We start from the raw sequence: 17,332 nt of genomic DNA on the forward strand, positions 1-17,332 counted from the left end.
GACGACGAAGCTCGTTCACCGTCACATCAACTTCAACTTCCGGAAGCTAAATATATGGTTACTTTTCAGGCTTATGCCGTCCCTGTGCCTTTTCAAGGTGAGTGCGCTGAAGCTCTCACAACGCGGCTCTCACGATGCGGCTCAAGTATCTAACGCCGACAAGTCAGATGTTTGCTCGCTAAAGGTATTTATTCGTTTAATAATCTCATTTGTTGTCTGAATAATGAATGTCCTTTGTAAGTTGATGCAGTAGATATTTCAACTCACAACAAATGTAGAAAATTTATGTAACCCCAAGGATTGTTGCGGTGAGTATTATTTACCCTACTTCTCGTAGAAGGCTTATAAAGAGTGTGCTTGGAGCTGGTGGCGTCTTAGCGATGAGTGCCTGCTCATCCACACCAAAACCCAAAGATAATAAATCAAAAGAAACCCCTTCGGCGACAGCGAGTGCTTCTCCGAAGCATAATGCCTACGCAAAACCATTCCATAATGATCGTGACTATCGACGAACATATGAAATCGGTGATGTCAACAATATTGGTATATATGAACCGGCAACGGAGGAACATCCCGCATACGCTGCACCGCCTCCATACTATGAGAACGCTTTTGAAGGGGATATGACAGCAACCTCTTTGCGTTATGCCGTTACATATTACGCAAACTATCAGAACTACATGCTTCTAGCCGGGGATGCACGACGACTCTATCTCAAAAATATGCTAGGAGGTTTGTTCTTTCCCACCATTCAAGAACTCTACGACAAAGGTGCTGGCTGGGTTATTACCCCGAACCAGCGGATTCTTGCTTTCACGATTCTTGAACGTCAGCCCCGTATTGTGGATGAAGCAAATCATGTGTGCGAAATTAACGTTCGATACGACCTAAATACGGAGGCGAAAGTCTTTATCGCGGCGGAGAAAAAGCTCTACCCGATTACTGATTTTGATACCCGCAACCTTGTTGCAGGCGGTTCCATCTACGGAACGATGGTGTGCCGGTTCTTAGGCCCCAAGTGGGAAGTCAACTTTACCCCCACATATGGTCCTGTACAGGGGAACTAGAGGAAAGGAAACACAGTGAAGGAAAACATTACCACTCCTGTTTCTCGGGAACCCTCAACCAGTAACAACCCATCAGAGCAGAAGAAGACTCCCAAAATCTCTCGTCGTGTTCTGCTGGCGGGATCTGTCGGGGTGGGTGCTGTCGCGGCATCGGGCCTGTACGTAGCTGGCTCAAGCTTGAAATTTTCGTCAAACGAACGAACTTCGCAAGAAGATACCGCGTGGAAGCGAAACCAGGCACTAGCCGCAGCCGAACCCATAACAAAAATTGCAGATGAAGACAATAAGAATGCTGCAGGAGGGCTATACGGTCGGCTGGTGTATACCGCATACCGAAAGGACGGCGTCTACGTTCCCGCAACCCGTGAGAGCCCCGCACAGAATGTACCCTACCCGGTTATCCAGGAGAAGATGAATACATACGATATTTCAGGTATGTACTTGTTCTTCGCCTACTATAACGCCGCCAAGAACTACGGGTATTTGACTGGTGACCTTGAGCCTCTAGCAAAGATAGTTGACCCCGAGAAAGTTATCTTCTCTAATGTGTACGAATTTATCACCAATAACCAGGGGTGGATTGTTTCGGATCAAGAGATTGAATCGTATATTGTACAAATTCCCGGATACGGTAGCCGAGAGATTCAGGGACGAAAAATATACAAGCTGCAGACGGAATTGTCGATATATGGAGACGCCTATTTTGTGTATCGCGATACCGGCGAGGTGAAATATTTTCGGGATATGTTCTATACCGACCGCCACCCGACAATAGATTTCTACGGTGAGTTTTTGGATGGACGCTGGGTAAGCGTCGACGAAAATCTGCAGGGTGATTTATTATTGCCCAAGGGTGCTTCTGTTGCTGGATATACGAAATAGAACCAAATTTTTGAAATGCTTGCCGTAATCTAAGGAGGGGTAAATATGGCTGAGAAGAAAAATAAACCGTTTTTCGACGATAAAGATTATCGGCGTGAATACAAGTTGGGTGAGACTGATTTGATTGGGGTTCATGTTCCCGCTAACCATGAGCATCCTGCGTATTCCTCGCCTATACCGGGATATGTTTTCTCATACAATCCTATATTTACAGTTCAAATTTTAAAATATTTCTGTGAATATTATTATGGATGCCAAAACTATATGCTTTTGGCATCCGATTCGCGACGCCTCGAATATGCCATGACCGCCGAAGAACTATTCTTCCCCACCATTCAAGATATCTTTGACGAAGGGAAAGGCTGGGTCATCACCCCCAACCAACAAATCCTGACCATGCATATCCTTGAGGCGCAGCCGCGCATCCATAATGAAGAACAAAAAATCTTCGACTGGAACGTCAAATTCGACATCCTTCCCGAAGCTAAAGTCTTCCGAAAAGACACCGGGCAGCTACAGCCCATCACCGAATTCGATACGCGCGGGCTCCTCCGCGACGGAGCAATCCACGGCACCCTGCGCTCCCGTTTCCTCGATCCCGGTTGGGACATCCACTTCATCCCCGAAAAGGAGGCCTAACAATGGAGCCCCAACGCAAGGAACAGGAGACGAACGCCCAGCAGAACTCCTCCCAGGAAGCCCAGACGGTATCTTCTGGTCGGCTACTCGCTTATCAGCAGGAGCCTCGGAAGCCCCGCTTTTCTCGTCGTGCCCTCGCTGTAGCAGGCGCAGGCACCCTAGGCGCTCTCTTTGTCGGTCGTCAGACCGGTATCCTTGCCACCAATGAGGAAAAGCACGAAGCGCGCCTTTTCAAACGAGACAAGGTACTGGCTTCCCTCGAGCCGGCTGAGAAGTTTGATGAGCTTGTCAAACAGGGTGATTCAACTGGTCTGCTTGTCTACACCGCCTACGAGCGCAACGGCAGGTACATGCCTGCAACCGAAGAGCATGCAGCCCAGAACGTGCCGTACCCCGTTCTGCAGCCGGGAATGAACGAGTATAACCGCGGTGGTTTCTATATTTTTCAGGCGTACTTTTACGCAGCCCTGAACTATTTCTACTACACCGGAGATACCAAACCGCTCTCTGAAGTGATCAACCCCGAAGAGATCATTTCACCCGAGATTCTTCGGCTGTATCGGGAAAACCGCGGCTGGCTTATCGCCAATCAGGACGTGTACCGTGTACAGGTCACGATTCCCGGTATCGGTAGACGCCAAAAGAACAGCCGCAATATCAGCGAATATCAGGCAAGGCGACGTATTCGCGATGAGGCTGTCTTCTACGTATCCGAAACGAGGGAGAAGTTACCCATCGATAAGTTCTTGAAGACCGGTGAGGAAGAGTACGCGTTCCTCTGCGCGGAGCACCTGCGCGGCCGCTGGGTGCTGGTGGAAGACGATAAGGACGCCACGCCGCTATACCCTCCGGGATTCTCTCTCGAAGGGCTAGAGGTATAAGAACCCACCTTCCCGGTAACCGCACGACATCACCGATAACCACACCACACCAACCACAGCTAGGAGACATATGGAGCAGCAGCCCCAAAATCACCCCTGTGTGCCTGAACATGAGCCTGCCGTAGCTGGCGCCGCCTCCACGGCTCCCAGCGAAGCAGCATCGACCCAGAACGCACCCGCAGAGCCTAAACGCATGGGCCTGTACTCGCTTATCTGCCTCCCCATCGGTGGATTCATGGCCTACTTCATCGCAGCTTCTCCCTACCTCTGGTTGTACTACGCCTATTGGGAATCTTCCTCGATAGCAACGGCTACTCTCATCATTTCGTTTGTTGTTTTGCTGTGCGTATGCTTCACCTACTGTGCTCTTGCGGCGCTCATCGTTGAGAAGATCGCTACCCGAAAACTGCCCTGGAAGCGTTCCCTCGCCATAAGTGCGCGTGCTACCGCGCTTCTTGTGATTGTTCTGACGATTGTCTTTTTCTGCTACACCTCGTACCTTCTCCGAGGCGGCTACTAACACGCCGTAGACAAACACCACCGGCAGAATACCGGCAGGGTAGAGCCCCCTAAGCTCCACCCTGCCGGTACTTCGTATCCGGGGTTCCACACGATCAGCGAGCGCGGAGTGAGAATAGTCAACGTGAAGCATAAAACCGCGCCGAACCGGTGAAAATATGCCGCCAACCCTCTAAAATGGGAAAGGAAAATTCCGAACAACAACCCCGCACGGCATACCGCGCGGGACAGCTAAGGAGCGAACTATGTCGCGTAAGCCCCTCATCGCAGGCAACTGGAAGATGAACCTCAACCACGCAGAGGCAGTCACCCTCGTCCAGAAGCTCGCATGGACCCTCGACGACGCAAACTTTGACTTCTCCGCAACCGAAGTTGCCGTCTTCCCGCCCTTCACCGACATCCGCTCCGTGCAGACCCTCGTCGAGGGCGACAAGCTGGACATCCTCTACGGTGGCCAGGACCTCTCCGTCCACGACTCCGGCGCATACACCGGCGAAATCTCCGGCGCATTCCTCTCCAAGCTCGGCGCAACCTTCGTGCTCGTCGGCCACTCCGAGCGCCGCACCTACCACCACGAAAGCGACGAGCTGTGCGCAGCAAAGGTCCAGGCAGCATACAAGCACGGCCTGACCCCCGTCCTCTGCGTCGGTGAGCCCCTCGAGGTCCGCGAGGCAGGCACCCACGTCGAGTACACCCTCGAGCAGCTGCGCGGCTCCATCGCAGGTCTGACCGCAGAGCAGGCAGAGACCCTGGTCGTCGCCTACGAGCCCGTCTGGGCTATCGGCACCGGCAAGGTCGCAACCGCAGAGGATGCTCAGGAGATGTCCGCAGCTATCCGCGCAGAGATTGCTAAGCTCTACTCCGCAGACGTTGCAGAGAAGGTCCGCGTTCTCTACGGCGGCTCCGTCAAGTCCTCCTCCGCACCCTCCATCATGGGTAAGGAAGACGTGGACGGCGTGCTCGTCGGCGGTGCATCCCTGCAGGCTGAAGAGTTCGCAGCAATCGCACGCTTCGACGCATAAAGCTTCGACGCATCACGGCGTTTCATAGTATTACGGCGCTCGGCCGGGTACCCACCCGACCGGGCGCTGCGCCTTTTAACTTAACCACACTTCTTCACGGGTGCACCTCCGTAAGTCCGTGAGCTTCGGCAGCAAAGTGGCGGGGGAGTTGGGCTAAGGGGAGTCCCGCTAACCGGCGATGCGCGGCCGGTGGGCGATACGCCGGGACCCGTTCGCCCCTCGCCACAAAACCCGCCCGGAACGTGCCCGCCGCACGGTTCACCCCGTACACTTAACGGCATGTTCAGCTTCGGATTCTCCCTCATCATCGCAGGCCTCATCGGCACGATGCTCTTCCTCTACATCCGCAACCGCAGGGTCAGCGCCCCGCGCCTACCCGGCAATGACGGCGGCAACCTCGGCTACGCGGGCGGCGAAGAGTACAGGGAGCCCTCACCCGAATACCAGTACTTCGAGAGCCGCCGAGAAGCATTCCTCGACCAGCTCTACAGCCGCACCTCCTCACCGGAAATCCCCGTGACCCTCACCCTGCGTGACTGGGTAGACCAGGGCTTCTACGCTGAAGGAGGCGCCTACTGGGCGGCCGCGCAGCAGTTCACCTACTACCTCATCGACGGCGGGTACGTGCGCGCCTACGACACTGAGGGCGATGAGCTCACCGCCCAGCGCGTGCTCACCGACCGGCCCGCGGCCCTGCAGCTGACCCCCAGCGAGTACCAGCGCCGCACCAACCGCGCCGCCTAAAAACCTAATCAACGTGACCGAACGGCGACGGTAGCGTATAGTTAAATCGTCTGTCTGCAATGCGAAAGCCGCAGACCCCGCCCGAAGAATGACTACAGGAAGGTCCCCATGGACGTCATCATGAACGTACTCATGGTCATTATTGCCATCACCAGCGTGATTGCAGTGCTGCTCGTGCTGCTCAACCGCGGTCAGGGCGGCGGCCTCTCCGACATGTTCGGTGGCGGTATGACCAACTCCCTGAACTCCTCCGGTATGGCGTCGAAGAACCTGATTCGCCTGACCGTGACCGTAATCGTCATCTGGGTTATCGCAGTGGTCCTGTACGGCCTGGCCCTGCGCTTCAACGGCCAGATTGTGGTCTAGTCTGAACCCACCTTCACGGGTGAACGGATGGAGCTTCTCCCCGGCATTTCTCAACCGAGAATGTCGGGGATTTTTTATGCGCGCAACCCTATGTACCCAACCTCGTGCACGAACCCTCGTGCACCCAACCCCACTCACAGCCCCGTGACGAAACGGCTTGACCACCGTCGCGGGGCGGGAGTACTCTATAGGTAATGGCGGATCATGAAGAGTCCTACTTTCTGAAATATCTTTTTCTTATATTTGTCGGATTCTTCGCTTCCCGCCATTTTTCTTTTAACCCCCGTTCCCGCGCGGCCGGCAGGATAAGCGGCTGATGGACAAGCACGCGGCGGATAAGCGCCGCCCCGGCTCCGCGATACGTAACGGTCGGCTGCTCCCCGCGAATATTTACCCCGCAGGTCACCGATGACCAAACCCAGCGACAACCCGCGCCCACGCCGCTACGATAAGAACATAGCCGCACACCACCGACGGTGACAGTCGGGTGGGACCAACGGAAAGGACGACCCGTGACTACCCCCTACGACGCATCCCCCTACCTGCAGGAATCACCCTACTTCAACGAATCCGCCTACCTTCACGGCGAAGCGCCCGAGGGCCTCAGCCCCCTCGTGCGCCTCATCCTGATGCGCCGCTACGGCGTGTATGTCTTCACCGACCTGGACGGCCCCCACTACCGCTCGAACTACTCGAGCATTAACGAGCTGCACCACTCCGGCGCATTCGACACCGACCTGGGGCGAGTATCCGTCCTGAGCAATTGCGGTCTGACCCTCAGCCCTGAGTCCCTCGCCCAGGCGCTGAACGCCAGCGCCAACGAATTCGCCCTGTTCGCAACCATCTGGTCCTACGAATACGGGTACCGCCCCGGCCGCGTGTTCCGCCGCGACTTTGATCTGCGCGCCCTGACGCTCACCGACGAGCAGCGCTACACCGAGCAGATCATGCACTACCTCTCCAACCCGTACTACAACCCGGACGGCACCGAGCGTATCCTTGGCGGCCTGCCCGAGAACTACGTGCCCTACGAGTGGCAGCAACCGATGAGCCGCTCCAACTTCACCAGTATGGAACGCAACCGCCGACCCCTGCAGATGGTCAGCGGCGTGCAGAACGCCCTGATCATGACGGACGCCCTCTACCGGCAGCTACTCGGCCAGCAGCAGGCGTACAACCAGACCGACCAGCGCGACCTTGTGGCGCTGCGCCGTTTCCTCGCCCAGCATGACGCCCTGCCGGCTGCCCGGCCGGAAAACACCAGCCGCGAAAACCGCGTGTTCATCGCCGCCTGCCTGCACCCCGAAGACGCTGAGCACTTGCGCACCATGAAGGAGGCGCTCGCCCTCGCCGCCGCATACTCGCGCCTGCGTTTCAACGGCACGGTGGGGGACCTGAGCCTGAGCATCGCACCGCGCCTGAAGCTGCGCCGCAGCGAACGCACCCGCATCGCGCACCTGCTCAACCGGGTGCTGGAGGCTGACCCGGTCGGTGCCCGCTACGACAGCGCGCCCGGCGCCGAAATGTACAAGCGCCTCGTCAAGGCGGTTCACCCCGGCGACTACCCGTCGCTGACCGCGCTGAGCCGCTGGGCTGACGACCTGTACCGCGGCGAGGTATACAGCTTCGAGTCGCTGGTGGACCGCGCCTACGCAACCCAGGATGCGCAGAACGTGGCACGTCTGCTGTCCACGCGCCCGGGCGTGTTCGCGCGCCAGCTGGTGCGCGCCCTGACCGCGTTTGAGGTGCCGCGCTACGGCATCGACACCGCACCGAGCCCCGGCCAGCAGGTCATCTTTGATGCGTTCGCCGCCGTGGTGCCGCGCGTTTCCGCGCCCATCCTGGTGCAGATCCGCAACCTGGTGACTCTGCAGCGTAACGCGCTCGCGAACCCGCCGAAGGAACGCCCCGCCAACCCTGTGGCGGTGCAGGAGGACCGGGAGCTCGCTGACTACGCGCGCCGTAACCCGGAGGGCGTCGCCAGGGTTCAGAACATCATGCAGAACGCGGGCATTCCGAATCCGCTGGGTTCGTTCTTTGGGGATAATTCCGGCCCAGAGAACCCGCTACCTTCCATTCCGGTCGGTTCCGACCCCTCTACGAGCCAGCGCGAGGAGCGCCGCGCGGCTTCCGCTCAGAAGGCTGAGCCTGCCGCCCCGCAGCGCATGAACCTGTCCAAGACCGGTATCGCCACCATGATTCCGGCGCGCGAGTACAGCCCAGCGGTGCTTGACCTGCTGGAGCGCCTGGTTGAGATTGGTCTGTCCGGCCGCCTTGCCGAGACCAGCATCTACCTGCCCGAGCAGGTGGGCGATACGATCATGCCGCTGAACACCCGCAGCGCCCGCCCCTCCCTGGACGGCATGGGCCGCTACAACACCTCCACGGTGCACCTGCCGCCCACCGGCGTGATTCGCCTCTTCTGCTTCTGGGATGAGGGCGTGGACATTGACCTGTCGCTGATGATGTTCGACGCCGAAGGCAACTACATGGACAAGATCAGCTACTGGTCGCAGACCGCGAAGAACAGCCAGGGCGCCATTTACGCGCACCACTCCGGTGACATTACGGACGGTACCGGCGGCGCCTGGGAGTACATCGACATTGAGGCACGCAAGGCGCTCAAGGCGGAGGTGTGCTACCTCGTGCCGGTGGTGCAACTGTACTCCGGTTTCGGGGAGGCGCACACCCTGGCCGCGGTGAACGATCTGCAGGCGGGCTTCATGCTGGTGCCCGCCGTGGGCGTGGGTGAGGTGCACGAGGTGAGCCAGGTGCACACCAAGTTCACCTTGCGCGCTGAGAGCCGCGGCGTGCTGCCGTTCATCGTGAACCTGCAGAACCGCGACCCGTACGACATCCCGGAGGAGACCGACGCCATCGTGAAGGTGACGGATATTGGTCTTGCCCACGGCATTAACGTGTTGCAGTCCGGCGCGAACATTACCGCCGTGCGTGAGCACTTCGACTGGGCGCAGCCCATGACGGTGCGCGAGTACCTGCGCTTGACTGGCGCGAAGCTCGCCCCGAGCCCCGAGGAGGCGCAGGAGGTGCTGGAGGCGACGGTTCCGTCGCTGGCGGCACTTTACGTGGGCTTCGAGTCGGATGAATCTTCGGAAGAGCAAGAGCCGCAGAATCATGCCGCCTCTGAGCAGTAAGCGGGCGTAGAAAAGGGTGGAGCCCCGGATAGTCGAAACTATCCGGGGCTCCACCCTTTTGTCATGTCATAACATTTTGGAATCTTCGTCGGATGATGAAGATGTACTGGCTTACTTAGGCGACTGCCTCGAGCTGCTGGCTCACGTACTGGTTCAGGCTCTGGTGAGAAAACGCTGCCTGCTGAACCAGACGACGATGCAATTGCGGTGAAACACGCAAGTTGAATCGTCCTGAGAAGGAACGCAGAGAGAACGGTTCGGGTGCCTCGCGGCCGTCTTCTTCAAGAATTTCGAGGGTGTCGGCGACGACTTCTCGGATACCTGCGAATGCCTCGGTAGAGGTTGGGGCCAGGTATGAGAGGCTGGGAAATTCGGCGACGGTTCCGACGAATTCCTGGTCGTCTTCAGACCACTCGACGCGGTAGGTGTAGAGCTCTTGGCGGGGGAGAGTACTAGTCATCGTTATTCTCCAGTTTTCGAATGGCAGTTAGAACCTGCTTGACTTGGTATTTCTTTGCTTTACCGGAGTTTCCCTGTTGAATGTTGACAATAGGGTCACCACACCAGGGGGTGCTGTAGTAGTGGTGAGATCCGCGGATACGCGGCGCTCCAAAGAAATGGGTGCATACCTTTTGAAGTTGAGTGAAAGTAACGTTTTGAGGGCTGGAGGCCATCTTCGCAACTAAATCTTCAATACTCGGCATACTTCATAGTACCACTTCTAGTACCATTTCGGGGTGGTTTAAAACCATAGAGAAAAGCCCCGGATAGTCGAAACTATCCGGGGCTCCACCCTTTATCTCATGCAGTTCAGAACCGAACCTTACGGGCGGTTCTCGGGAGCCAGCGACTCCTCAGTTGCAAAAATCAGGGTCTGCTTCTTACCGCGCGCACCCACCGCCGGGGTTTCCAGCAGCAGCTCCGCGTTCAGGTCCTCAGCGTCCAGCTTCGCGCCAGCCAGCAGGCGGCTAGTCGCATCCTGCTTATCCTCACCCGTGATGAGGAAGAAGACGTTGCGGGAGTTGTTAATAATCGGCAGGGTCACCGACACGCGCTCAGCCGGCGGCTTCGGCGAATCAGAAACCATCACGGTCACGGCCTTACCGCCCTCAACCGGATCCTCCGGTAGACCGGTACCCAGCAGAACCTGCTTGCGGCCCGGGAACAGGGAAGCGATGTGGCCGTCCGGGCCCATGCCCAGCAGGGTGATGTCGAAGACCGGTGCGGGCCACTGGCCACCGCCACCACCGCAGCAACCACCGCCGCCGCATCCGCAACCACCGGCGGACTCGGCAGCCTCAGCGGCAGCGTCAAAGTCTTCGAGAGTGGTCTCTTCGAGGGACTGCTCGGGTGCGGAAGAACCGCAACCGCCGCCACCACAACCACAGCCGCCGGATCCGCCGTGTTCGTGACCTGCGCCGCCACCGTGACCGCCAGCCAGCGGCAATTCGGTTGCGCCCTCGGGCATCTGCACGCTCACAGCCGGTGCAGAACCGGCGTAATCACGCATCTCAAAAGCGTAGTGCTCAGCCGCAGCCTCAAGGCCGGTGAAAATATCGGATGGACCCATGCGGTGCACATTGCCCACAACCAGGCCGTGCGACAGCAGGGGAGCGAGCAGCGCCTCAATAGCCTGGCCGTCATTACGTTCGGGGCTACGCTCGGGCACGAAACGCTCGTCCGAGAACCAGAAGTGCACGCGCGACCAGTCGATATCCTTCACGCGCTCGTTCTCAGCCCACGCCTTCAGGGTGGCGATACCCATGGTGCCACCGGTCAGCGAAATGTGGGCAATCGTGCGCTCAGAGAGCACATGCTCAATGATGTCGAGGATGCGGGTCACCGCGTCCGCGGCGAGAGCCTCGCGGGTCGGGTGTGCCACCAGGACGGGGGTGGAAGAACCCATGTTCTGAATCTTAGGCATCGAAAACCTCCGGGTATTCTTCGAGGTCCAGCATGTCTTCGGGCTGGCAGGTGTCATCGACGAGGGTGACAGTGCGCAGCGCCTGCTTCAGCACGTCACCGTAGGTGTCGTCCGGGTCGAGGCGGCGCAGCTCCTCAGAGATGCACTCGGCGAGGGTACGCACCGGCAGAGCAATCTGCTGATCGGGTGCGTACGGGGTGGAAATGGTCGCCACGGACACGCCGGGGCGGAACATGGTCACCGAACCGTCTTCACGCTCAATGCTGACGCGGTACAGGCCGCGGTTCGCCGCGCCAATGGTGGCGAGGTGAACGGGTGCGTTGAGCTTCCAGCCGAGCCAGGTACCGAGCAGAACCACGGACGGAGACTTGCCCGAACCCCACACGACTACACGGCGCACGGGGGAGGCGGGCATCTGCTCCAGGAGCGCGGCCAGCTGAGTACGCCACAGGGTGAGGCGGGTCCAGGCCAGGTCGGTGTCGCCGGCGCGGTACACCTCGGCCAGGTGAGTCAGGGTGGCCTTCGGGTCCGCCGCACGCGCAGAATCTGTGATGCGGCGCTGGGCGATGCGACCAATCGAATCCTTGGCGGGGTTCTCGGGCACCGAGTGCGGCCACCAGACCACGATGGGGGAGTCCGGCAGCAGCAGACCGGAGATGAGCGCCTCGGTCGGGCGGGATGCGCTACCCCAGCCGCGCAGAACAATCATCTCGGATGCGCCGGTGTCGCCGCCCAGGTGGATTTCGGCGTCCAGCTGGTCGGAGTCGAGCGGGTCGTGCGAGATGTGCACGATGATGCGGCTCGGATGCTCGTGGGAGGCGCGAATCGCCGCGCGCATGGCCTCGCGGGAGTGGCCCTTCTCGGCGAGCACAACGAGGGTGAGCACGCGTCCGCTGCTGAGGCTGCCGTTGTTGGCGCGCAGCTGGCTCAGTTCCTTGTTGATGGCGGAAACGGTGGTGTGGTGCAGATGCGAAATCACGGGCGCCTCCAAGCGCGGTTGTCGCGTTCGAGCATTTCGTCTGCCGAACGCGGACCCCACGAACCGGACTCGTAGGGTTCGGGCTTAATGTGGTGTTCTTCCCAGTACTCTTCGAAGGGATCGAGAATCTTCCAGGAGAGCTCGACCTCTTCGTGGCGGGGGAACAGCGGCGGCTCACCGAGCAGCACGTCCAGGATGAGGCGTTCGTAGGCCTCGGGGGATTCCTCGGTGAAGGAGTGGCCGTAGCCGAAGTCCATGTTCACGTCGCGGATTTCCATCTGGGTGCCGGGAACCTTCGCGGAGAAGCGAATGGTCATGCCCTCGTCGGGCTGCACGCGAATCACGATGGCGTTCTGACCGACATGCGCGTTCTCGATTTCACCAAAGAGCGAGCGTGCGGGCTTCTTGAAAATCACGGCAATCTCGGTGACTCGACGGCCCAGACGCTTGCCGGCGCGCAGGTAGAAGGGAGTGCCTTCCCAGCGGCGGTTGGCGATGGAGAGCTTCAGCGCGGCGAAGGTTTCGGTGCGGGAGTCGGCGGGAATGTCCTTCTCGTCGAAGAAGCCGTTGACGTGCTCGCCGCCCTGGTAGCCTGCGGAGTACTGTCCGACCGCGAAAGAGTTCGGCAGGTCGTCGATGCGCACGGCCTCGAGGACCTTCGCCTTTTCGGCGCGCAGGTGCTTGGCGTCCAGGCTGAGGGGCTCTTCCATTGCGGTGAGGGCGAGCAGCTGCAGCAGGTGGTTCTGGATGACGTCGCGGGCCGCACCCACGCCGTCGTAGTAGCCTGCGCGGGAGCCGATGCCGATGTCCTCGGCCATGGTAATCTGCACGTGGTCCACGTAGTGGGAGTTCCAGAGCGGCTCGAACATCTGGTTGGAGAAACGCATCGCCAGGATGTTCTGAACGGTTTCCTTACCCAGGTAGTGGTCGATGCGGAACACGGCGTCGGGCGGGAAGACCGCCTCCACGATGGAGTTCAGCTCGCGCGCGCTCTTCAGGTCGTGACCGAAGGGCTTCTCGATGACCACGCGGCGCCAACCGTCGACGGGGTTGACGGTGTCGGCATCGTGCGATGCCAGGCCGTGCTCGGCCAGCTTGGTGAGGACCTGCTCGAAGGCCTTCGGGGGGATGGAGAGGTAGAAGGCGTGGTTGCCGTGTGCGCCACGCTCGTCGAGCTCGGCGAGGGTGCTCTTGAGCTTCTCGAAGGCGGCGTCGTCATCAAAGGCGCCCTCGACGAATCGCATACCCTGCTGGAACTGGTTCCAAACGTCCTCGCGGAAGGGGGTGCGGGCGTTTGCCTCAACGGATTCACGCACGTAGTCGCGGAAGTCGTTGTCGCTCCAGGGGCGGCGGCCGAAGCCGACGAGGCCGAAGCTCGGCGGGAGCAAACCGCGGTTCATGAGGTCATACACTGCCGGAAGCAGCTTCTTACGGGCCAGGTCGCCGGTCACGCCGAAGAAGACGAGCGCGGACGGGCCCGCGATGCGGGTGATGCGGCGGTCGCGAGGGTCCCGCAGGGGGTTCGCTTCTTGACCGAAAGTCACAATATATTCCTTTGATTGCCTTGGTTGGTGCGTGCGGCGCGCGGTTCGTACCATATCGCGCGGTGGCGATGCCGCATCGTGAAGGTGTGTACCCAGTATTGTACCGTTTTGGGTTCATCAGCTGGGGCCGCCCTAATCCGCCGGGTCCCACGGCGGAACCCGACGGATTTAGGGGGTGCATCCGGCCGCCTCACGAAGGAGACGACCAACGTCTTAGCGAGCGTTGTCGAGTGCCTCGCGGACGGTCTGCAGCAGCTCTTCCCAGGAGACATCGAACTTGGACAGGCCCTCGGTCTCGAGCTTCTCGACGACCTCGGTGTAGGAGATGCCGCGCTCGGCGATGGCGTCCAGAACCTTGTTCGACTCGGAGTAGTTCGGAACGATGGTGTTGCCGGTGATCTCGCCGTGGTCGGCAACGGCGTTCAGGGTTGCCTCGGGCATGGTGTTCACGGTGTTCGGTGCCACCAGGCCGGTCACGTAGAGGGTATCGGGCAGCGAGGGGTCCTTCACGCCGGTGGAGGCCCACAGCGGACGCTGCACGTTCGCGCCGTGTGCCTGCAGGCGAGCCCAACGCTCGGTGGAGAACATTTCCTCGAAGACCTCGTAGGCGAGGCGTGCGTTGGCCAGACCGGCCTTGCCCTTGAGCTCAAGGGCGTCACCGCCGATAGCCTCCAGGCGGCCGTCAACCTCGGTGTCCACGCGGGAGACGAAGAAGGATGCGACCGAGTGGATGGTGGACAGGTCTTTGCCGTTCTCCAGCGCCTGCTCCAGGCCGAGCATGTAGGCGTTGATGACCTCGCGGTAGCGGGTCAGGGAGAAAATCAGGGTCACGTTCACGCTGATGCCTGCGGCCAGGGTCTCTGCGATGGGGCGCAGACCTTCCTTGGTTGCGGGAATCTTAATCATGACGTTTTCGCGGCCCACGCGCTCGTAGAGCTCGCGCGCCATCTTTGCGGTGCCCTCGGCGTCGCGTGCCAGGCGGGGGTCAACCTCGATGGAGACGCGACCGTCAAAACCGTTGGTGGACTTGTAGATGGGTTCGAACACGTCGCAGGCGTTGCGCACGTCGTCGCAGGTTGCCGCGAAGACGGCTTCCTCGACGTCGGCACCGGCGGCGGCCAGCTCACGCATCTGCTCGGCGTAGGCGGCACCCTTGGAGAGCGCACCGGCGAAGATGGTGGGGTTGGTGGTCACGCCGACCACGTTGTGGGTCTTGATAAGCTCGGCGAGGTTGCCGCTGGTCAGGCGCTCGCGGGAGAGGTCGTCAAGCCAGATGGAGACACCGGCGTCGGAAAGCTTCTGAGTGGACTCAGACATGGATAAAACCTTCGATTCTTGAATGAGGAAATGAAAAAGTATTGGAGGGACGCGATAGCGGGCCCGGGCGCCCCTCGTAGCGGGGCGCCCGGATTGTTCGCGTCGAGCCTCCCGGAACCGTTGCGTTCCGAGGGCACGAGTATCGCTTACTTGGCGGCGGCGATGGATTCCTTAGCGGCCTCCACGACGGCCTCGGCGGTGATACCGAATTCGCGGTACAGGGTCTTCGCATCGGCGGAAGCACCGAAGTGCTCGATCGACACGGCGCGGCCAGCGGTGCCGAGCAGGTCGTACCAGCTCATGGCCAGGCCAGCCTCGACGGAGACACGCGCTGCCACGGAGGAGGGCAGAACCGACTCGCGGTACTCTGCGTCCTGCTCAGCGAACCACTCGCGCGAAGGCATGGAAACCACGCGGGCGGCGATGCCCTGCTCGGCGAGGGTTGCGCGAGCCTGGACGGCCAGCTCAACCTCGGAACCGGTAGCAATCAGGATGACGTCCGGGGTGCCCTCGGTGTCAGCCATGATGTAGCCGCCGCGTGCGGTGCCCTCTGCGGAGGCGAACTTCTCGCCCTCGGCGTCGGGGTGTACATCCTCACGAGCCCAGACGGGCAGGTTCTGGCGGGAGAGCACGATACCTGCGGGGCGGTCGGACTTCTCCAGGATGGTGCGCCATGCGACGGCGGTTTCGTTAGCGTCCGCGGGGCGAACCACGTCGAAGCCGGGGATAGCGCGCAGCGAGGAGAGGTGCTCGATCGGCTGGTGGGTGGGGCCGTCCTCGCCCACACCGATGGAGTCGTGGGTCCACACGTACAGTGCGGGAACACCCATCAGCGCGGAGAGGCGAACAGCCGGGCGCTGGTAGTCGGAGAACACGAAGAAGGTGCCCGAGAACGCGCGGGTCGGGGAGGAGAGCACGATGCCGTTGACGATTGCTGCGGCAGCCTGCTCACGAATACCGAAGTGCAGTACGCGGCCGTAGGGGCTGCCGGTCCAGTCTTCGGTGCTGCGCGATGCCGGGTTGAAGGACTCCGCGCCCTTGATGGTGGTCAGGTTCGAACCGGCGAGGTCAGCGGAGCCGCCCCACAGCTCGGGGAAGGTCTCGGCGATAGCGTTAATGACGGTGCCGGATGCCGCGCGGGTTGCCACGGAGGTGCCGGCCTCGAACACGGGGAAGGCGGCCTTGTAGTCGGCGGGCAGCTCGCCCGCGACCAGGCGGTTGTACAGCGCGGCGCGCTCGGGGTTGGCCTTGGCCCAGGCCTCGAACTTTTCGTCCCAGGCCTTGTGGGCGGCGGCACCGCGCTCGCGCAGCTGACGGGTGTGCTCGAGCACGTTCTCCTCGATGAAGAAGCTCTTGGCGGGGTCGAAGCCGAGCACCTCCTTGGTGGCGGCAACTTCCTCGGCACCGAGCTTGGAGCCGTGCACTGCGCCGGTGTTCTGCTTGTGCGGTGCGGGGTAGCCGATGATGGTGCGCAGCTCGATGAACGAGGGCTTGTCAGTGACGGCCTTGGCGCGCTCGATGGCGGCGTACAGCTCGGCGACGTCCTCGACGTACTCGCCGGTGCGGGTCCAATCCACGCGCTGAACGTCCCAACCGTAGGACTCGTAGCGCTTGGCCACGTCCTCGGTGAAGGCGACGTCGGTGTCTTCCTCAATGGAGATGTGGTTGCGGTCCCAGACGACAATCAGGTTGCCGAGCTCCTGGTGGCCCGCAAGCGCGCTAGCCTCTGCGGTGACGCCTTCCTGCACGTCACCCTCGGAGGCGATGACGTAGATGTGGTGGTCGAAGGGGGAGGTGCCGGGGGCAGCCTCGGGGTCGAACATGCCGCGCATACGACGCTGTGCGTAGGCGAAACCAACGGCGGAGGCCAGGCCCTGGCCGAGCGGACCGGTGGTGATTTCAACACCCTTGGTGTGCTTGTACTCGGGGTGGCCGGGGGTGAGGGCACCCCAGGTGCGCAGTTCCTCCAGGTCCTTCATCTCGAGGCCGTAGCCGCCGAGGAACAGCTGGGTGTACAGGGTCAGGGAGGTGTGGCCGGGGGAGAGGATGAAGCGGTCGCGGCCTTCCCAACGGTCGTCGGCCGGGTCCTGGTTCATGACCTTCTGGAACAGCAGGTAGGCGACCGGGGCCAGGCTCATCGCGGTGCCGGGGTGGCCGGAGCCGACCTTCTCCACGGCGTCGGCGGCAAGGATGCGGGCGGTGTCAACGGCTCGCTGATCGGTTTCTGTCCACTGGAGGTTTTCTGCCACGTGGGTGTCCTTTCGCAAGGGTGAGTGGATGCGCCAGCGGCTAG

Annotated in this window: 16 protein-coding genes; 9 read left to right on the top strand and 7 right to left on the bottom strand. The window is 60.6% G+C overall.

The annotated features are described in order from the left end of the window. Nucleotides 1-308: 308 nt before the first annotated feature. From AC3E6W_RS05435 to AC3E6W_RS05475, 9 genes are all read left to right on the top strand, one after another. The gene (locus AC3E6W_RS05435) at nt 309-1,067 is read left to right on the top strand and encodes a DUF6318 family protein (protein ID WP_490652533.1); all 759 of its coding nucleotides are present in this window, start codon (nt 309-311) and stop codon (nt 1,065-1,067) included. 15 nt (nt 1,068-1,082) lie between these two features. Continuing rightward, nucleotides 1,083-1,949, top strand: coding sequence for a DUF6318 family protein (locus AC3E6W_RS05440; RefSeq protein WP_490652534.1), 867 nt, complete (start codon nt 1,083-1,085; stop codon nt 1,947-1,949). Between the two features lie 45 nt (nt 1,950-1,994). Next, nucleotides 1,995-2,588: a DUF6318 family protein gene (locus tag AC3E6W_RS05445; RefSeq protein WP_490652535.1), complete on the top strand. Its 594-nt coding sequence runs from the start codon at nt 1,995-1,997 to the stop codon at nt 2,586-2,588. A 2-nt stretch (nt 2,589-2,590) separates the two neighbouring features. Then, nucleotides 2,591-3,469 (top strand): DUF6318 family protein, encoded by an 879-nt coding sequence (locus tag AC3E6W_RS05450; RefSeq protein ID WP_490652536.1) that lies wholly within the window; start codon nt 2,591-2,593, stop codon nt 3,467-3,469. Nucleotides 3,470-3,539: 70 nt separating this feature from the next. After that, nucleotides 3,540-3,989, top strand: a complete 450-nt coding sequence (locus AC3E6W_RS05455) for a hypothetical protein (protein WP_490652537.1) — start codon at nt 3,540-3,542, stop codon at nt 3,987-3,989. Between the two features lie 244 nt (nt 3,990-4,233). Then, a complete protein-coding gene (gene tpiA, locus AC3E6W_RS05460; RefSeq protein ID WP_049334135.1) occupies nt 4,234-5,010 on the top strand; it encodes a triose-phosphate isomerase in 777 nt (258 codons plus the stop codon). A 279-nt stretch (nt 5,011-5,289) separates the two neighbouring features. Beyond that, nucleotides 5,290-5,754: a hypothetical protein gene (locus AC3E6W_RS05465; RefSeq protein WP_490652538.1), complete on the top strand. Its 465-nt coding sequence runs from the start codon at nt 5,290-5,292 to the stop codon at nt 5,752-5,754. A 108-nt stretch (nt 5,755-5,862) separates the two neighbouring features. Next, nucleotides 5,863-6,120: a preprotein translocase subunit SecG gene (gene secG, locus AC3E6W_RS05470; RefSeq protein ID WP_049334137.1), complete on the top strand. Its 258-nt coding sequence runs from the start codon at nt 5,863-5,865 to the stop codon at nt 6,118-6,120. Nucleotides 6,121-6,632: 512 nt separating this feature from the next. Further along, nucleotides 6,633-9,275 (top strand): hypothetical protein, encoded by a 2,643-nt coding sequence (locus AC3E6W_RS05475; RefSeq protein WP_490652539.1) that lies wholly within the window; start codon nt 6,633-6,635, stop codon nt 9,273-9,275. 115 nt (nt 9,276-9,390) lie between these two features. Here the strand turns inward: AC3E6W_RS05475 and AC3E6W_RS05480 are convergent, their stop codons facing one another. From AC3E6W_RS05480 to tkt, 7 genes are all read right to left on the bottom strand, one after another. Further along, nucleotides 9,391-9,735 carry a type II toxin-antitoxin system HicB family antitoxin gene (locus tag AC3E6W_RS05480; RefSeq protein WP_490652540.1) on the bottom strand — a complete coding sequence of 115 codons (345 nt, stop codon included), beginning with the start codon at nt 9,733-9,735 and terminating at the stop codon, nt 9,391-9,393. Beyond that, nucleotides 9,728-9,979, bottom strand: coding sequence for a toxin HicA (locus tag AC3E6W_RS05485; RefSeq protein WP_490652541.1), 252 nt, complete (start codon nt 9,977-9,979; stop codon nt 9,728-9,730). The genes AC3E6W_RS05480 and AC3E6W_RS05485 overlap by 8 nt, the downstream gene beginning before the upstream one ends. A 119-nt stretch (nt 9,980-10,098) precedes the next feature. Further along, nucleotides 10,099-11,199, bottom strand: coding sequence for a 6-phosphogluconolactonase (locus AC3E6W_RS05490; RefSeq protein WP_049334142.1), 1,101 nt, complete (start codon nt 11,197-11,199; stop codon nt 10,099-10,101). Then, the gene (locus tag AC3E6W_RS05495) at nt 11,192-12,178 is read right to left on the bottom strand and encodes a glucose-6-phosphate dehydrogenase assembly protein OpcA (RefSeq protein WP_490652542.1); all 987 of its coding nucleotides are present in this window, start codon (nt 12,176-12,178) and stop codon (nt 11,192-11,194) included. The genes AC3E6W_RS05490 and AC3E6W_RS05495 overlap by 8 nt, the downstream gene beginning before the upstream one ends. After that, nucleotides 12,175-13,722 carry a glucose-6-phosphate dehydrogenase gene (zwf, locus tag AC3E6W_RS05500; RefSeq protein WP_313968193.1) on the bottom strand — a complete coding sequence of 516 codons (1,548 nt, stop codon included), beginning with the start codon at nt 13,720-13,722 and terminating at the stop codon, nt 12,175-12,177. Before zwf ends, AC3E6W_RS05495 begins: the two co-directional genes overlap by 4 nt. A 213-nt stretch (nt 13,723-13,935) precedes the next feature. Further along, nucleotides 13,936-15,039: a transaldolase gene (gene tal / locus AC3E6W_RS05505; protein ID WP_490652543.1), complete on the bottom strand. Its 1,104-nt coding sequence runs from the start codon at nt 15,037-15,039 to the stop codon at nt 13,936-13,938. 146 nt (nt 15,040-15,185) lie between these two features. Beyond that, complete coding sequence (gene tkt, locus AC3E6W_RS05510; protein ID WP_490652544.1) at nt 15,186-17,288, bottom strand: transketolase; 2,103 nt, start codon at nt 17,286-17,288, stop codon at nt 15,186-15,188. Nucleotides 17,289-17,332: the final 44 nt, after the last annotated feature.

The organism is Rothia sp. SCPM-O-B-18226 (M350) (assembly GCF_058213595.1).